We start from the raw sequence: 14,367 nt of genomic DNA, 5'->3' as shown, positions 1-14,367 counted from the left end.
TCAGGCCCCCGAGCCGTGCGAGCCGTGCCGGCCACCGGTATCAGCACCGGCACCGGCACCCAGTACGGCCACACACGTGTCGTCCCGCACCGGCAGGGCCGCGCTCCCGGCGTCCCGCAGCACCGCCACGGCCACCACCGCCGGGTCGCAGCCGAGGAGCACACCGTCGTCGGGCGGCGTCCAGCGACCGGGCAGACCGTCGCTGTGCAGGACGAGCAGGCTGTCCTCCTGCCACGGAACGCGCTGCACGGGCACGGACGCCGGGGCCTGCGCACCCACGATGCCGGGGTGGGACAGCAGCGGCTTCCAGGTACCGTCGGTGCGCAGCCGGCCCCCGACGTTGCCGACTCCGGCGAAGCTCAACTGCCCGGATGAGAGGTCGAGTTGGGCCACGGCGACGGCCGCGCCCCGGGTGGGCCGCAGGGTCCTGCCCAGGTTCCGCAGGATCTCGGCGGGCGGCAGGTGGGCCAGCCCGCGCAGTTCGGCCACGGCGGCGCCGGACGCCTCGGCGGCCTTGGGCCCGTGGCCGAGCCCGTCGGCGAGCAGGAGGGTCACGCGGTCGCCGTCGTAGACCCGGCTCCACGCGTCGCCGGAGTGCTCGGCCCGGCCGAGGGGGACGTTGACCCCGCCCACGCGCGGGCCGGGCAGGGGCTGCGACCTCTGCGATCCCTTGGCAGCCCGCTCGTGGCCGATGCGGGCCATGGCCACCGTGCCCCGCCCGGGGGCGCTGTGCAGGTCGAAGTCGTTCGCTATGCGCCGGCACGTGCCGAGGCCGGCGCCGAGGGAGGACGCGGTGGTGTAGCCGTCGCGCATCGCCGCCGCGATGTCCGGGATGCCGGGGCCGTGGTCGAGCGAGACGAGCTGAACGGACGTCTCCTGGGCGCCGTCCCGGCCGCGCTCGACGAGGTTGATGACGACGCGCCCGCCGTCGGCGTGCCGCAGCAGGTTGGTCGCCAGCTCCGTCGCCACCAGCGCGGCGGTCGCGGTGCGGGGCGCGGGAAGCCCGGCGCGGGCGCTGGCCTCCTCGGCCGCCACCCGGACGTCCCGCACCCGCGTCGAGTCGTCCACCGGCACGTCCCACACCCTGCTCATCAGGGCCCCGGCCGGGACGGGGGTACGGCGGTGGCCCAGGCGGTGACGGTGACGGTGGTCCCCTCGCCGGGCCGGCTGTCCACCTCGAACTCGTGGACCAGCCGCTTGGCCCCGCTCATGCCGAGACCGAGCCCGCCGCCGCTGGTGTAGCCGTCGGTCATCGCCTGGTCGAGGTCTCGGATGCCGGGCCCGGTGTCGACGAAGGCCAGCCGCAGCCCGCTCGACGCCGCGAGGCCCAGCGGAGTGATCTCCACATGGCCGCCCCCGCCGTGGACGAGGGTGTTGCGGGCCAGTTCGCTGGCCGCCGTGACGAGCTTGGTCTGCTGCACCAGCCCGAAACCGAGCTCGGCGGCGGCCTGCCGTACCTGCTGCCGCACCCAGGCCAGATCGGCATCCGAGCCGATCGGCAGGCTCGTCGGCGCGGCATGGCGGGAGGCCTGCATCAGGGACTCCCCTCACTGTGAGGCTCACCGGCGGCGAGCAGCTCCATCGCGCGTTCGACGTCCAGGGCCGTACGCAGCCCCGGCAGGGTGAGCCCCAGTTCGACCAGGGTGATCGCCACCGCCGGGCGCATCCCGGCCAGCACCGTACGGGCGGCCAGCAGTCCGGCTCCGGCGGCGATCTCGGCGAGGACCCGCCCCAGGAACGAGTCGACCATGTCGACGCCCGAGATGTCGATGACCACCCCGGTCACCCGCGAGTGCGCGATCCGGCCCGTGATGTCCTGCTGGAGCTGCTCGGCCATCCCGTCGTGCAGCTCTCCCTGGAGGGTGACCAGCAGGGTGTCGCCCAGCTGGAGGACCGGCACCGTGAAGGCGTGTCCCCCCGCGGGTCCGGGCACCGCCGGCCCGAACCCGCTCACCGCACGCCCGTGTCTGCCGCCGGGCCGGCCGACCGCAGCGGCGCGATCTCGACGCCCTGCCGGCTGAGCGCGTAGGCCAGCGCGTCCTCCAGGCTCGAGCGCGTGAGCACCGTGCCGAGGTCGATGCCCAGGTGGACGATGGTCTGCGCGATCGCGGGCCGGATCCCGGAGACGATGCACTCGGCGCCCATCAGCCGGGCCGCCGCCACCGTCTTCATCAGATGCTGGGCGACCAGCGAGTCGACCGTGGGCACGCCGGTGATGTCGAGGATGGCGAACCGGGCGCGCTCGGCGACGATCGCGTCCAGCAGACTCTCCATGACCACCTGGCTGCGCGCGCTGTCCAGCGTGCCGATCAGGGGCACGGCGACGGTGCTCTCCCAGAGTTTGATCACCGGGGTGGCCACTTCGAGCAGCTGCTCGCGCTGCCGTGCGATCAGTTCCTCGCCCGCGCTGACCATCGTCTCCATCACGACCAGGCGCAGCGTGCCCATGATCACGGTCAGGGCCAGCACGGCGTCCTGGGCCTCGGGGGCGTACGGGTCCGGGAACTCGGCGCGCAGCAGCTCGGTCACCGGCTCGCGCAGGGCGGCCACCTCGTCGGCGACCCCGTCCGGGTCGATGCCCGTGCGGGCGCGGGAGGCCGCCATCCGGCCCAACTGGTCGCGCACCGGCTCGAATCCGGGCGCCCGGATGTCCTCCATCCGCCCGGAGGCCGCCACCGCCGCCAGCGCGGCGGCCACGGACCTGCCCGCCTCCACGGCCTCGTCCCGTGAGACGGTGAAAACCGTGCGGAACAGGGCGGCGTCCGCCCATCGTTGGGCGACCTGCTCCCGGCGCCGTTCGAGGAAGGCACTCACCTGGTAATGGGCCGGCTCCTGTTCCGCGTTCCGTTCCGACTCCGACACTTGCATCGCTCCCTTGCACGGGCCGGACCGAGGCCCAGCCACGGCGCCTCAGCCGTTACTTGCCGTATGACAAACATTAGTGCCGACGCGGGGCAACACCAAACAACCGCCCACCGTCGCCCCCCGACCTGCACCTTCCCCGTGCCTCAGCGCCCACGCCAGTCCAGACACACCACCAGGGCGTCGTCGTCGGCGACGGGCCTGCCGCGATGACCCTTCAGTTCGCGCAGGACGGCCCGGGGCACATCGGGGGCCGGGAGCAGCCGGGTCGACTGGATCGCCCGCGCCAGGGCGGCGTCGCCGTACGCCTCTCCGCCCGGGGATGCGACGTCGTACACCCCGTCGCTGACGAAGACGAGCCGGTCGCCTGGCTCGGCCCGGAACTCCTGGGCCACGTAGTCGGTCTCCTCGAACATGCCGAGCGGCAACTGGGCGTCGAAGTCCACCCGCTCCACCGCGCCCCGGCGCAGCCGCAGCAGTCGCGGGGACCCGGCGTCCACCGCCCGGACCCGCCCGGTGGCCAGGTCGAAGTCGAGCATGAGCACGGACAGGTAGCAGCGGCCCCGGTAGTGCGCGTACACCGCCTGGTCGGCCAGGGCGGCCTGGTCGGCGAGGGGGAGACCGGCCCGGCGCGCGTTGCGCAGGGCGTTGATCGCCAGGTTCGTCAGCAGGGAGGCCTCGATGCCCTCGCCCATGCCGTTGGTGACGTAGAGGCTGAGCCGGTCGGCCGTGGCGGACCAGTCGAAGTTGTCGCCGAAGATCGCGTACGCCGGTTCCAGCTGCGCGCCGAGCTCGTACTCGGGGCGGGAGCAGGAGCGGCCGGGCAGCAGCTGCCACTGCATCTCGGCGGCCAGGGTGAGGCGGTCCCGGCGGCGTGCCTGGAGGTACAGGTCGGTGTCCCGCTCGGCCACGACGACCTCGTGCCCCAGCACCTCGGCGATCTCGGCCAGTTCGGCCAGGCAGCCGTCGGCGTGCTCGCCGCCCGGCAGGACGACGGTCAGCACACCGAGCCGGTCGCCGCGCACGGTGACGGGCAGATGCGCACGCACCCTCTCCGCCGGGTCACCCGGGAGTGCCTCCACGCAGGGCTCCTGCGCCCCGAAGGCCCGGCCCGCCGGGCTGTTGTGCACGGACACCGGCTGCAGGGTGTGCGGCAGCACGGACACCGGCTGAAGCACCGTCAGTCCGTAGTCGGCCAGGAAAAGCTCGACGGAGTCCGCCGCGTACTGATCGGTCAGTACGCGACGGACCGCGTCCAGCAGCTGATGGGGTGCCGCCGTGCGCAGGGCGCGCTCGGCGGCCACGAATCTGTTCACGATCGTCGTCACGAGGGTCGACACACCAATCCTTGGTCTGAATACGGTCCCGCAGGCGCGGCGGGCGGCTCTGCCCCCGACCGGGGTCACCGTCGGCTCCCCGCGCGCCTAGTACGCTGACGGCCATCCCGGTGCCTGCGAGAGTGTGACTGTGACTTCCCTCCGACCCCGCCCTGAGCCAGCAGAGGTCGCACGTGTGACCTCCACGGCCGCGGAGTTGCTGGAAGTCCTCTGGGGCCGGGCCTCGACGGCACCCGCCTCCGCCTCCCAGTTGCGCGTGCTGCTCATCCTCGAACACCACGAGGGCATCAACCTGCGCACGCTCGCCGACTCCCTGGCCTCCACCCCGCCGTCGACGAGCCGGCTGTGCGACCGGCTCCAGGCGACCGGGTTCGTGGAGCGCGTGGTGAGTCCGGTGGACCGGCGCGAGGTACGCCTGCGGCTCAGCAGCCGGGGCCGTACGTTCCTCGCCGATCTGCGGGTACGACGGGAGCAGGCGCTGCGCACGGTGCTCGACCAGATGCCCGCGGCCAAGCGGGTCGCGCTGCTGCAGGGTCTCGAGGCGTTCTGCGACGTGGCGGCGGCCCGGATACACGATGCCTCCGACAACGCCGACGCATCCGACGACTCCCACGCGCCCGGCACCCGGACTGCCTGAACTCCTCCCCGCCACGCCGCCCCACCCTCCTGTCCCGTGCCGTCACAGACTTGTGCGGGTACCCCGACACCGCCCCGACCTGCGCCGACTGTGGGCTACATCTCGATGGGGCATATGCGGGGCATGAGCCGGGCGACTGCGGGTAGCGGCGCTAGAGGTGGCCTGTCGGGGATGGGAGCGGGCCGGGACTACGAGGGAGGGACCGTGACGGCGACCACGCGCATCGGCACGACGACGGATTCCGGCATCGAGACCAGTGAGGTGCTGCCCCGGATCGCCGAGCCGCAGAAGCTCGCCCCGCAGGACGCGCGCGGGCTGACCGGACAGTTCCTGGAGCGGCTCGCCGTACTGGAGGAGGGCACGCCCGAATACCAGTACGCGCGCAACACGCTCATCGAGATGAACACGTCGCTCGTGCGGTTCGCGGCCCGCCGGTTCCGCGGCAGCGGCCAGGCGATGGAGGACGTCGTCCAGGTCGGCATCATCGGGCTGATCAAGGCGATCGACCGCTTCGAGGTCTCCCGCGAGGTGCAGTTCACCAGCTTCGCGGTGCCCTACATCGTGGGCGAGATCAAGCGGTTCTTCCGCGACACGTCCTGGGCCGTGCACGTGCCGCGCCGGCTGCAGGAGGCCCGTACGGAACTCGCCAAGGCCACCGAGGAACTGGCCTCCCGCCTCGGCCGCGCGCCCCGCGTCGCCGAACTCGCGGCCCTGATGAACATCACCGAGGAGCAGGTCGTCGAGGCCCAAGTCGCTTCGAACGGCTACCTTTCCTCGTCCCTCGACGCGACGGTCGGCGGCGACGCGGACGAAAGCGACGCGACGCTCTCGGAGTTCATCGGCGAGGAGGACCCGGCCCTCGAACTGGTCGAGGACTTCCACGCCCTCGCTCCCCTGCTCGCCGAACTCGACGAACGCCAGCGCCTCATCCTCCACCTGCGCTTCGTCGAAGAACTCACCCAGGCCGACATCGGCGCCCGCCTCGGCATCTCCCAGATGCACGTCTCCCGCCTCATCTCCCGGACGGTGGCACGGTTGCGGGCGGGGATGCTGACCACGGGCTGAGCTGCCCCGGAATCCACCTGAGCCCCGGTCCGGATGCTGTCCGGACCGGGGCTCTTCGGCGCTCCTGCCCCGAACCGCCGCATACGCCAACGCCCCGCTCCTGGGAGGCCCCTCGGGGCTGCCCTGCGTCGAGATGCGGCCTGGGATGCACCAGCGCACGCTGGAGACACGGGCACCTTGGAGGTGGTTGAGGATGCGACGAGCGCACGCGATCGCTGCGGCTGTTCTTCTTTCCGCAGGTCTTGCCGGAGGTCCCGCTGCCGCAGCGCCGCAGATCGTCCCGGAACGCTCGGACCGCCCCGAACGCGTCGTAGCCCAGGGACCGGACGACATCTGCGACTACACGAATCGCCGGCCCACCCTCCAACAGGGCTCATCCGGAGCGGTTGTCCAGCAAGCCCAGTGCTATCTCAATGAGGCTGTAGGCGCCGAGCTGGACGTGGACGGAGACTTCGGCGGGCAGACGCGAAGCGCGGTGACGTCCTTCCAGCAATGCGCCGAGATCGTCGTCGACGGACGTGTCGGAGCGCAGACCTGGTCCTTCCTCTCCTTCTGGGCCAACAACCCGGGCCGCCCCTTCTGCTGACGCCCTACGTGGTGGTCGGCCCAGCCTCACCCGGTGTGGACAGACGCATGCCACGGGACTCGGCGGCAGGCAAGGCATCGGTCAGACACTCGGCAAGCCGGAGACCGGCGTAGCGGACCTCGGTGTACGGCGACATCGGATCGTCCAGCACGGTGCGGGCGAGACCGAGGACATCGACACCGGTGGCGAGCTGGGCCGCCTCCAGGTCGTCGGCAAGACGGGACAGACGGCTGCCGCCATCGTCGGTCACCAGGTAGCAGGGCTTGCCCTCGGGGGACGTCCAGGGGAGAAGCCGGGGTGTGACGTGCTCCATCAGGCGGCCACCTCCTGCGTGCCGATCAGGTGCCGGTCGAGGCGGCGGCACTGCCGGAGGTCGACTTGCCGGTCGCGGGCGGCGAGATACCCGGGGGTACGGCGGGGTGCCGTACGACGACGAAGCGCAGACACAGGCAGGTGCGGTGGCGGGGACGGCGCCGTTTGCCCGTGCCCGGGCAGAAGAGAAGGCGCAGCCATTCGAGATGCGGCGGATAAGGTCGTGCATGTCGACGCTCCTAGTTCAGCGTTGGCCGTCGAGCAGGGCACTACCGCTCTACGTTGGGCGTATGAGCGATACAAAAGAGCCGCCGGAAGAATCGAAGGCCACCCTGGATCCGATGAGCGCGAGACCGCTCTACGTGCAGCTGGCCGACGTCATCGCCGGGAAGATCGCGTCCGGCGAACTGGCGCCGGACAGGCCCAGCCCCTCGGAGAACCACCTCGCCGACAAGTACGGCGTGGCCCGGCTCACCGCACGTCGCGCCGCCCAGGAACTGCGCGAGCGCGGGCTCATCGTCACCGTGCGCGGCAAGGGATCCTTCGTCGCCGAACAGCCACCCGGCCACTCACGCGAGCCGGGTGAACCGAACACCTGAAGGGCCGGTGGACCCGTACTGGGCATCCCGGGCCGACTGGCTCGACGTCCCTCGGCGGTCGTCGCCCAAGGCCGCGACGACGCCGAGGCTCTGCGCCTCACTCAGCCGAGTCCTGACCGCTGCGCCCAGGGCGTTCACTCCGGGCGCGCCCTCAGCCTGATTGCGCACAATCAGGCAGCAGGCAGACGTGTCCGCAATCCGCTGCAATGCTTGAGCGTCAGCGCGCCCTGGCGCGCATGCTGAACTCCCCACCAGCGGACACGGAGGGCGAGATGACGCTCAGGTTCCTCGGCACGACCAGCGACGACGGCGACTGCCCCACCCTGTACGAGATCCCGGAGACGGACGAGATCCTCGTGCAAGGAGACCGAGAGACTGACCCGCAGCATCTCGTACGGCTACGGGACGTCACACCGTCCGAGACGTTCGTCCGCGTCCCCCGCAGCCTCCTGACCCGATACACGCCCCGCAGCACTGCGCCCGAGCTCCAGCCGTTCGCCTCGATCTCACACATGTTCCGCGAGTTCCGGCACACCGCGTTCCGGCTGGAGACCCGCCGTGGCTACGCCTCCGACCGCCAGTCCCCGCTCTGGCCGAAGTGGCTCGCAGGTGAAGACGTCGCCGCCGAGCCGGCCAACGCCTGGCGGCAGAACGTTCGCGCCCAGGTCAGTCAGGGCAAGCGGTTCGAGCGGGTCCGTCTGGTCGACAAGCCCCTCACTCAGGGGCAGCAGTTTCTACTGGCCCGAGCCCCGAGCAACATCGAAGCCGGCGAGGACATCCGCCACCTCCCGCGCAGCGAAGCCCACACCCTGCGGCTCCCGGACCACGACTTCTGGCTGTTCGACTCCAAGATCGTGGCCCGGTTCGCATTCGACGATGACGACACCACTCTCGGTGTGTACGTCACCGAGGACCCCGCCGAGGTGCTGGCCGCCTGCCAGTCCCGGGACGCCGCCTGGCATCACGCGGTACCTGCGGCCGAGTTCGCGAAACGGGTAGCTTCGACTGCGTGACCACCGACTTCCAGACCGCGCGCGAGGCCCTCGGCGCGCGGCTGCGGGAGCTGCGCACCGAGGCCGGTCTGGAAGGCAAGGACATCGCCGGCAAGGCGGGCTGGCAGACATCGAAGGTCTCCCGGCTGCAGAACGGCAAGCAGACCCCGACCCGTGCCGATCTGACCGCCTGGGCGCACGCGGTCGGCCGCTTGGACGCCGAGCCCGAACTGCACGGCCTGCTCGCCGGTCTGGACATGAAGCAGCGGCACCGTTCGTGGCGCCGGCAACTCGCGGGCGGGCACCGCGGCCGACAGGAAATCGCCGTCCGGCAGACCGAGAACACGACGCTGATCCGGGGCCTTGAGGTCTCCCGCATCCCTGGCCTGTTCCAGACACCCGAGTACGCGCGGGTCATCTTCGACAGCAACGCAGAGTTCCGCGGCATCCCGCCCACCACCGAGGCGGCCGTCGAGACGCGCATGCGCCGTCAGGAAGCGCTGTACGACCCCGAGAAGACGTTCCGCTTCCTCGTCTGCGAAGCGGCCCTCTACCACCGATCGTGCCCTGCCGACGTGATGGCCGAGCAACTCGACCGGTTGTACAACCTCGTCGGCCAACGCCGCATCGAGCCCGGCATCCTGCCCTTCGGCACCCAGCTGCGCCGCACCGCACCGCACGCGTTCTGGATCTACGACCGGAGACTCGTCATCGTCGAGACCATCAGCGAGGAACTGTGGCTGACCGGTGACGACGACGTACAGCTGTACGAACGCGCCTGGGACTGGCTTGCCGAGGCCGCCGAGTACGGGGCGCCGGCTCGACGCCTGATCGGCCGCGCGAGGGCCTCTCTCGACCTCACCTGAGCAACCAGGCACAAGCCTCCTGCCTGTGTGCGCAACCGCGCGCAATCGCCACCCGGAGGCGCAATCGACCCACGTAGCGTCCCCGCCATGGCCCTACCGAAGTACACCGAGCGGTACCTGGCGGGGGACTCGTGGCTTGCCGGCTGCTCCCAGCACCCCGCCCTCGTGCGTGAGGCCTGGAGCCTTGAGGCGCTGGCGCCGATCCGGTCCGGAAGTGCGTGGCTGGCGGCCGAGGCCCCGCTCGTCGCGAGTATGCAGGCGCACCGTCTCATCCGCGAGGAGCTCCGCGGACCGATCCTCGCCGATCCGGACTTGGACACGGCCTGGTGGCTCGTGCCGCTCGACGCCGTAGAGGAGTTGGCCGACCTGCGGGCCGTAGCCGTACAACCGATCGGCCGGCCGCTGCACTGCCCGCCAACGGGCTGGCCGGCCTGCGGCCGCTTGTGGCTCACCCGCCCGGACGGGTCGGGCCAACTCACTGCCCCTGCGGTACTCGCCGCCGCATTCGGTCCTGGCGGGTTCCGACGCCCCGCGGAGGCAACGGCATGACGATCACCGAGTCCGAGTCCCTGATGCCGGACGCCGTCGACGCCGAGTTCCCGCGGCTCGGCCGGCAGTTGGTGCGCACGGCGAAGTCACCCCTCGCCCGGGCCGCCGTCCGGGCGCTCGTCCCTCCGAGCGATCCTGCGGCTCGCGGACAACGACACCATCGCCGTCGGAACCCGGCTGTGAAGTTCCGGCGCGTCCTTACGCTGCACGGTCGTTGAGACACCAGCAGCACCCAGCGATCGGAGACCTATGGCAGGCATTGAGTTCGAAGCGAAGGCCCTCGACATCGACCCCGCGAAGATCGCACGGCTCATCGCAGACGTGGGCGGTACTTGCACGGCTGGGGCCCGCCTCATGCGGCGGTACGTGTACGACACCATCCCGGCCGTTCCCGGCCGATGGGTGCGGCTGCGCGACACGGGGACCGAAGTCACCCTGTGCGTGAAGCACATCACCACGGACGCCGTCGACGGGACCCACGAGTCCGAGGTGACCGTCGACAGCTTCGAGGAAGCCGCCGCGCTGCTGCGGCTCACCGGCCTGACACCACGCGGCTACCAAGAGAACCGACGCACCTCGTACGCCCTCGGCGCCGCACGCCTGGAGGTCGACGAGTGGCCGCGTATCCCGCCGTACCTGGAGATCGAGGCCGACGACGAAGCACACGTGTGGACGGCTGCCGCCGAGCTCGGCATCGCCCAAGACCGGCTCACGTCGATCAACACCACGAAGGTCTACCGCCTCTACGGCATCGACCTGGACCTCATCGCCGACCTGCGCTTCGAGTAGGCCGGCGCCTGCTACTCCGGCCGGGGCACGGCGCCCCGGCCCGCCCGCAGAGGGGGCACCATGCACGACCTGAGCGACGTGCCGGTGGAAGTGAAACCGGACCGCACCCTGCGCGTGAAGATCATCGACGCGTGCGGCCTCGCCTGCTCGTTCTGCCACAACGAGGGAACACCCGTCGCCGCACCCGGCAACACCGGGCGGGTCTCCATCTACCTCCGCACCAACGGCGCCGACTTCCTGCCCGGCCGGATCGCCGCCGATGCCGACTTCGCCCTGGCCCTCGCCGCCGTCCGCGGCAGCCTGCCGACGAACGAAGTGCATTTCACGGGCGGTGAGCCGACCCTGCACCCCGACCTGCCCGGCCTGATCACCATCGCCCGGCGCCTCGGACTCACGGTCGGACTCACCTCGAACGGCGAGAACGGCGCCGCGGTCCTGCCCGCCGCCGCGGCAGCCGGCCTCGACCGCATCAACCTGTCCGTGTTCGGCACCACCCCGGCCGAGCTCGCCGCCGTACAGGCCCCGCGTCTCGCCTCGTCGAAGCTCGCCGAACGCAAGCTGGCCGCCCTCGACGCGACGATCGAGACCGCCGCCGCGCACGGCATCAAGGTCTCGGCCAACATCGTGATCCCCGACCGTGGCCACGTCGACCGCGTGCTACGCATCATCGAGCGACACGGCCGCTCCGTCGTGGTCCGGATGCTCGTGTCGCTGGAAGACGGGGGTGCCTCACTGGCCGCCATGCAGGATGTCGTCGGCCACCTGGGCGCCGTGCCGGTCCGCCGCATCATCACGGCAGGGGCGTCCGACCAGCGGGTGCGGTACCGCCTGCCGGACGGGCGCACGCTGTACGCGAAGAGCATCCGGCCCGTACGCCTGCCCGAGACGTGCGCCGACTGCCGGTTCAACAACCCGGACGACTGCCAGGAGGGGTATTACGGGGTCCGGTTGTACCGCGCTGCGGACGGCCCGTTCATGGTCGGTGTGTGCATCCAGCGCATGGACCTGTGCCTGTCGCTCGGCGAGTTCGTGATGAGCCGGCGCTGCCACGAGGTAGCGGCCTTCCGCGACGACGAGGCGGCACGGCTGACCCGACTGCACGCCACGACGGCTGCACAGTCAAACGGACAGGACCCCAGCCCAGTTGATGCCTGAGCTGGGGTCCTTCAGGTAGGCCCTGTGGGACTCGAACCCACAACCAATGGATTAAAAGTCCACTGCTCTGCCAATTGAGCTAAGGGCCCGGGTGATGTTGCCCCCACGAGCATAGCCGGACGACGGCGAGTCTCCGATCGGGTATCGGATCGTGCCGGTCACCCACCACCGTACGGGACGGACAGCAGAGCGCCGTGGTCCGCCCGTCGGGGCGGGGACCACGGCGCTCCACACGGCTAGGCGTCAGCCGTTGCGCTTCCAGCGCGGCTTGTCCTCGCGGCGGCCGAAGGAGCCGCCGCCGCGGTGGTCGTCACGACGGCCGTTCGGGCGGTCGTGGCCGCCGGCGCGGTAGCCCGGACGGTCGTCCCGGCGGTCACGGTTGAAGGGACGGTCGCTGCCGCGGTGCCCACCGCGCTCGTCGCGGCGGAAGCCGCCACGGTCCCGGTCGCGGTCGCGGTTGAAGCCGCCGCCACGCTCGTCACGCCGCTCGAACGAACGACCGCCACGGTCGCCACCGCGGTCACGGTCGAAGGAACGCCCGCCGCGGTCGTCACGCCGGAAGCCACCACGCTCGCCCCGGTCGGCACGGTCGTCCCGACGGAAGCCACGGTCACGGTCGAAGGAACGGCCGCCACGGTCGCCACCGCGGTCACCACCGCGGTCACGGTCGCGGTCACGGTTGAAACCGCCGCCACGCTCGTCACGCCGCTCGAAGGAACGGCCGCCACGGTCGCCGCCACGGTCACGGTCGAAGGAACGCCCGCCACGGTCGCCACCGCGGTCGCCGCCACGGTCACGGTCGGCGTACCGGTCCCGCCCGTAGCCGCCGCCACGCTCCTCGCGCCGCTCCCGACGCTCGTACGACGGGGTGGACGCGGACGACTCGGCGCGCTCCTCGCGCTCGACGTCCTTCGCGGTCGGCTGCTCCGGCACCGACACCTCGGCGACGGCGGCGACATCCCCGGACTCGCCGGCCACCACCGCGGCAGGCTCCTCGCCACGCTCACGCGCGACCCGCGCGAGCAGCCGGTCGGACTCCTCACGCAGCTCGTTCGCACGCCGCTGCGCCCGCTCCAGCTCCTTGGTGAGCTGGGCGACCTCACGCTCGGCCTGCTGCGCGGAGTTGCCCACGGACTCGGCCTGGACCTCGGTCATCGACCGGGCGCCGGTGATCTCGGCGACCTCCGGGTCGAAGGCCGCGCCGCCCTGGATGATGTGACGCCCGGCGTCGACGCCGGCGTCCTCCATCAGGCGGAAGATCTGACGCCGCTGGTGCGGCAGCGAGAGGGAGACGACGGTGCCGGTGCGGCCGGCACGCGCCGTACGGCCCGCGCGGTGCAGGTAGTCCTTGTGGTCCCCGGCCGGGTCCACGTTCAGCACCAGGTCGATGCCGTCGACGTGGATGCCACGCGCGGCGACGTCGGTGGCGACGAGGACGTTGACGTAGCCGTCCTTGAAGTCGGCCAGCGTCCGCGTCCGCGCGCCCTGGGTCATGCCGCCGTGCAGCGCGTCGGCCTTCGCACCGGCGTCGCGCAGCTGCTCGGCGACGCGGTCGGCGCCCAGCTGGGTGCGGACGAAGATGATCGTGCGGCCCTTGCGGGAGGCGATGGCCGCGGTGACCGGCGCCTTGTCCTTGGGCTTCACGATGAGGATGTGGTGCGACATCGTCGTGACGGCGCCCTGGGCGGCGTCGACCTCGTGGCTGACCGGGTTGTTCAGGTACCGGTCGACGAGGGTCTTGATCTCGTTCTCCATGGTCGCGGAGAACAGCATCCGCTGGCCGCCCGCCGGGACCTGGTCCAGCAGCTCGGTGACCTCGGGCATGAAGCCCAGGTCGGACATCTGGTCGGCCTCGTCGAGAACGGCGATCTGCACGTTCTCCAGCGAGCAGGCGCCGCGGTTGATGATGTCGCGCAGCCGGCCCGGGGTGGCGACCAGGATGTCGACGCCCCGCTCCAGGGCGTAGATCTGGTTGCCCATGGACGTACCGCCGCAGACGACCTTCATCTTCAGGCCCATGACGTCGCCGTAGGGCTGGAGCGCGTCGGCGACCTGCATGGCGAGCTCACGCGTCGGCGTGAGGATGACGGCACGCGGCTTGTGCTTCTCGGTGCGGCCGCCGGCGAGCGTCGCCAGGGTCGGCAGACCGAAGGAGAGGGTCTTGCCGGAGCCGGTGCGGCCACGGCCGAGGATGTCCTTGCCGGCCAGGGCGTCCGGAATGGTCGCGGCCTGGATGGGGAAGGGGGTGGTCACGCCGTTCTGTGCGAGCTTGCGCACGACGCCCTCGGGCAGGCCGAGGTCGGCGAAGGTCACTTCGGGGGTGGTGTCGGCTGCCTCGTTCTCGGGCACGACGACGTGATCAGTACTGGCGATGGACATGCGAATGCGAAACCTTCCGGAGTCTCGATCGGCACGCGCCCGTCAACTCCGTGATTCGCGATTCGCAATACGACCGCCTCAATGCGGTCCACCACGGCAAGGGAGAGTACGCGCCACACGGCGCGCTCTGCAGTGGCGCCGGGCAAGAATGGGATCAAACGATCTGCCACCATACGCACTCCGGGCCCCGCAAGGCAAACCGGACTCCGCAGGAGACAGCAGGGACGCTCTCTGAAGGC

18 protein-coding genes and 1 tRNA gene are annotated in these 14,367 nt (G+C 71.3%); 10 read left to right on the top strand and 9 right to left on the bottom strand.

The features are described 5' to 3' along the window. From ACFT4A_RS25805 to ACFT4A_RS25785, 5 genes are all read right to left on the bottom strand, one after another. Entirely contained in the window at window positions 1–1,092 is a 1,092-nt protein-coding gene (locus ACFT4A_RS25805; protein ID WP_382833961.1) for a SpoIIE family protein phosphatase, read from the bottom strand. Beyond that, complete coding sequence (locus tag ACFT4A_RS25800) at window positions 1,092–1,535, bottom strand: anti-sigma regulatory factor (protein ID WP_382833958.1); 444 nt, start codon at window positions 1,533–1,535, stop codon at window positions 1,092–1,094. Before ACFT4A_RS25800 ends, ACFT4A_RS25805 begins: the two co-directional genes overlap by 1 nt. Beyond that, the gene (locus ACFT4A_RS25795) at window positions 1,535–1,933 is read right to left on the bottom strand and encodes an STAS domain-containing protein (RefSeq protein WP_382833955.1); all 399 of its coding nucleotides are present in this window, start codon (window positions 1,931–1,933) and stop codon (window positions 1,535–1,537) included. The genes ACFT4A_RS25800 and ACFT4A_RS25795 overlap by 1 nt, the downstream gene beginning before the upstream one ends. Before the next feature lie 17 nt (window positions 1,934–1,950). Then, window positions 1,951–2,868: an STAS domain-containing protein gene (locus tag ACFT4A_RS25790; protein WP_382833952.1), complete on the bottom strand. Its 918-nt coding sequence runs from the start codon at window positions 2,866–2,868 to the stop codon at window positions 1,951–1,953. A 140-nt stretch (window positions 2,869–3,008) separates the two neighbouring features. Then, window positions 3,009–4,178, bottom strand: coding sequence for a PP2C family protein-serine/threonine phosphatase (locus ACFT4A_RS25785; RefSeq protein WP_382834023.1), 1,170 nt, complete (start codon window positions 4,176–4,178; stop codon window positions 3,009–3,011). 145 nt (window positions 4,179–4,323) lie between these two features. Between ACFT4A_RS25785 and ACFT4A_RS25780 the strand changes: the two genes are divergently transcribed. From ACFT4A_RS25780 to ACFT4A_RS25770, 3 genes are all read left to right on the top strand, one after another. After that, window positions 4,324–4,836 (top strand): MarR family transcriptional regulator, encoded by a 513-nt coding sequence (locus ACFT4A_RS25780; RefSeq protein ID WP_382833950.1) that lies wholly within the window; start codon window positions 4,324–4,326, stop codon window positions 4,834–4,836. 204 nt (window positions 4,837–5,040) lie between these two features. After that, window positions 5,041–5,901, top strand: a complete 861-nt coding sequence (locus ACFT4A_RS25775) for an RNA polymerase sigma factor SigF (protein ID WP_382833947.1) — start codon at window positions 5,041–5,043, stop codon at window positions 5,899–5,901. Window positions 5,902–6,094: 193 nt separating this feature from the next. Continuing rightward, complete coding sequence (locus ACFT4A_RS25770; RefSeq protein WP_382833944.1) at window positions 6,095–6,487, top strand: peptidoglycan-binding protein; 393 nt, start codon at window positions 6,095–6,097, stop codon at window positions 6,485–6,487. Window positions 6,488–6,491: 4 nt separating this feature from the next. Here the strand turns inward: ACFT4A_RS25770 and ACFT4A_RS25765 are convergent, their stop codons facing one another. Together ACFT4A_RS25765 and ACFT4A_RS25760 are read right to left on the bottom strand one after the other, a co-directional pair. Continuing rightward, entirely contained in the window at window positions 6,492–6,800 is a 309-nt protein-coding gene (locus ACFT4A_RS25765) for a hypothetical protein (protein ID WP_382833941.1), read from the bottom strand. Beyond that, window positions 6,800–6,934, bottom strand: coding sequence for a hypothetical protein (locus tag ACFT4A_RS25760; protein ID WP_382833938.1), 135 nt, complete (start codon window positions 6,932–6,934; stop codon window positions 6,800–6,802). The genes ACFT4A_RS25765 and ACFT4A_RS25760 overlap by 1 nt, the downstream gene beginning before the upstream one ends. 206 nt (window positions 6,935–7,140) lie before the next feature. On the opposite strand from ACFT4A_RS25760, the gene ACFT4A_RS25755 reads away from it, so the two are divergent. From ACFT4A_RS25755 to ACFT4A_RS25725, 7 genes are all read left to right on the top strand, one after another. After that, window positions 7,141–7,398 (top strand): GntR family transcriptional regulator, encoded by a 258-nt coding sequence (locus tag ACFT4A_RS25755; protein ID WP_382833935.1) that lies wholly within the window; start codon window positions 7,141–7,143, stop codon window positions 7,396–7,398. A 272-nt stretch (window positions 7,399–7,670) separates the two neighbouring features. Next, window positions 7,671–8,411, top strand: coding sequence for a DUF6879 family protein (locus ACFT4A_RS25750; protein ID WP_382834020.1), 741 nt, complete (start codon window positions 7,671–7,673; stop codon window positions 8,409–8,411). Further along, window positions 8,408–9,256 carry a helix-turn-helix domain-containing protein gene (locus ACFT4A_RS25745; RefSeq protein WP_382833933.1) on the top strand — a complete coding sequence of 283 codons (849 nt, stop codon included), beginning with the start codon at window positions 8,408–8,410 and terminating at the stop codon, window positions 9,254–9,256. Before ACFT4A_RS25750 ends, ACFT4A_RS25745 begins: the two co-directional genes overlap by 4 nt. A gap of 87 nt (window positions 9,257–9,343) precedes the next feature. After that, window positions 9,344–9,805, top strand: a complete 462-nt coding sequence (locus ACFT4A_RS25740; protein ID WP_382833930.1) for a hypothetical protein — start codon at window positions 9,344–9,346, stop codon at window positions 9,803–9,805. Then, a complete protein-coding gene (locus ACFT4A_RS25735; RefSeq protein ID WP_382833927.1) occupies window positions 9,802–10,023 on the top strand; it encodes a hypothetical protein in 222 nt (73 codons plus the stop codon). The genes ACFT4A_RS25740 and ACFT4A_RS25735 overlap by 4 nt, the downstream gene beginning before the upstream one ends. 31 nt (window positions 10,024–10,054) lie before the next feature. Further along, window positions 10,055–10,594 carry a CYTH domain-containing protein gene (locus ACFT4A_RS25730; protein ID WP_382833924.1) on the top strand — a complete coding sequence of 180 codons (540 nt, stop codon included), beginning with the start codon at window positions 10,055–10,057 and terminating at the stop codon, window positions 10,592–10,594. A 60-nt stretch (window positions 10,595–10,654) separates the two neighbouring features. Continuing rightward, window positions 10,655–11,749 (top strand): radical SAM protein, encoded by a 1,095-nt coding sequence (locus tag ACFT4A_RS25725; protein WP_382833921.1) that lies wholly within the window; start codon window positions 10,655–10,657, stop codon window positions 11,747–11,749. A gap of 16 nt (window positions 11,750–11,765) precedes the next feature. Here ACFT4A_RS25725 and ACFT4A_RS25720 read toward each other — a convergent pair. Both ACFT4A_RS25720 and ACFT4A_RS25715 read right to left on the bottom strand, forming a co-directional pair. After that, window positions 11,766–11,838: transfer RNA gene (locus ACFT4A_RS25720), tRNA-Lys, on the bottom strand. 154 nt (window positions 11,839–11,992) lie between these two features. Next, window positions 11,993–14,128: a DEAD/DEAH box helicase gene (locus ACFT4A_RS25715; protein WP_382833918.1), complete on the bottom strand. Its 2,136-nt coding sequence runs from the start codon at window positions 14,126–14,128 to the stop codon at window positions 11,993–11,995. Between the last annotated feature and the right edge of the window lie 239 nt (window positions 14,129–14,367).

It is taken from the genome of Streptomyces sp. NPDC057099 (genome assembly GCF_042671245.1).
Lineage (GTDB): Bacteria > Actinomycetota > Actinomycetes > Streptomycetales > Streptomycetaceae > Streptomyces > Streptomyces purpurascens.
The sequence above is the reverse complement of the archived record's forward strand: the minus strand, read 5'-3'. Positions and strand labels throughout refer to the sequence as shown.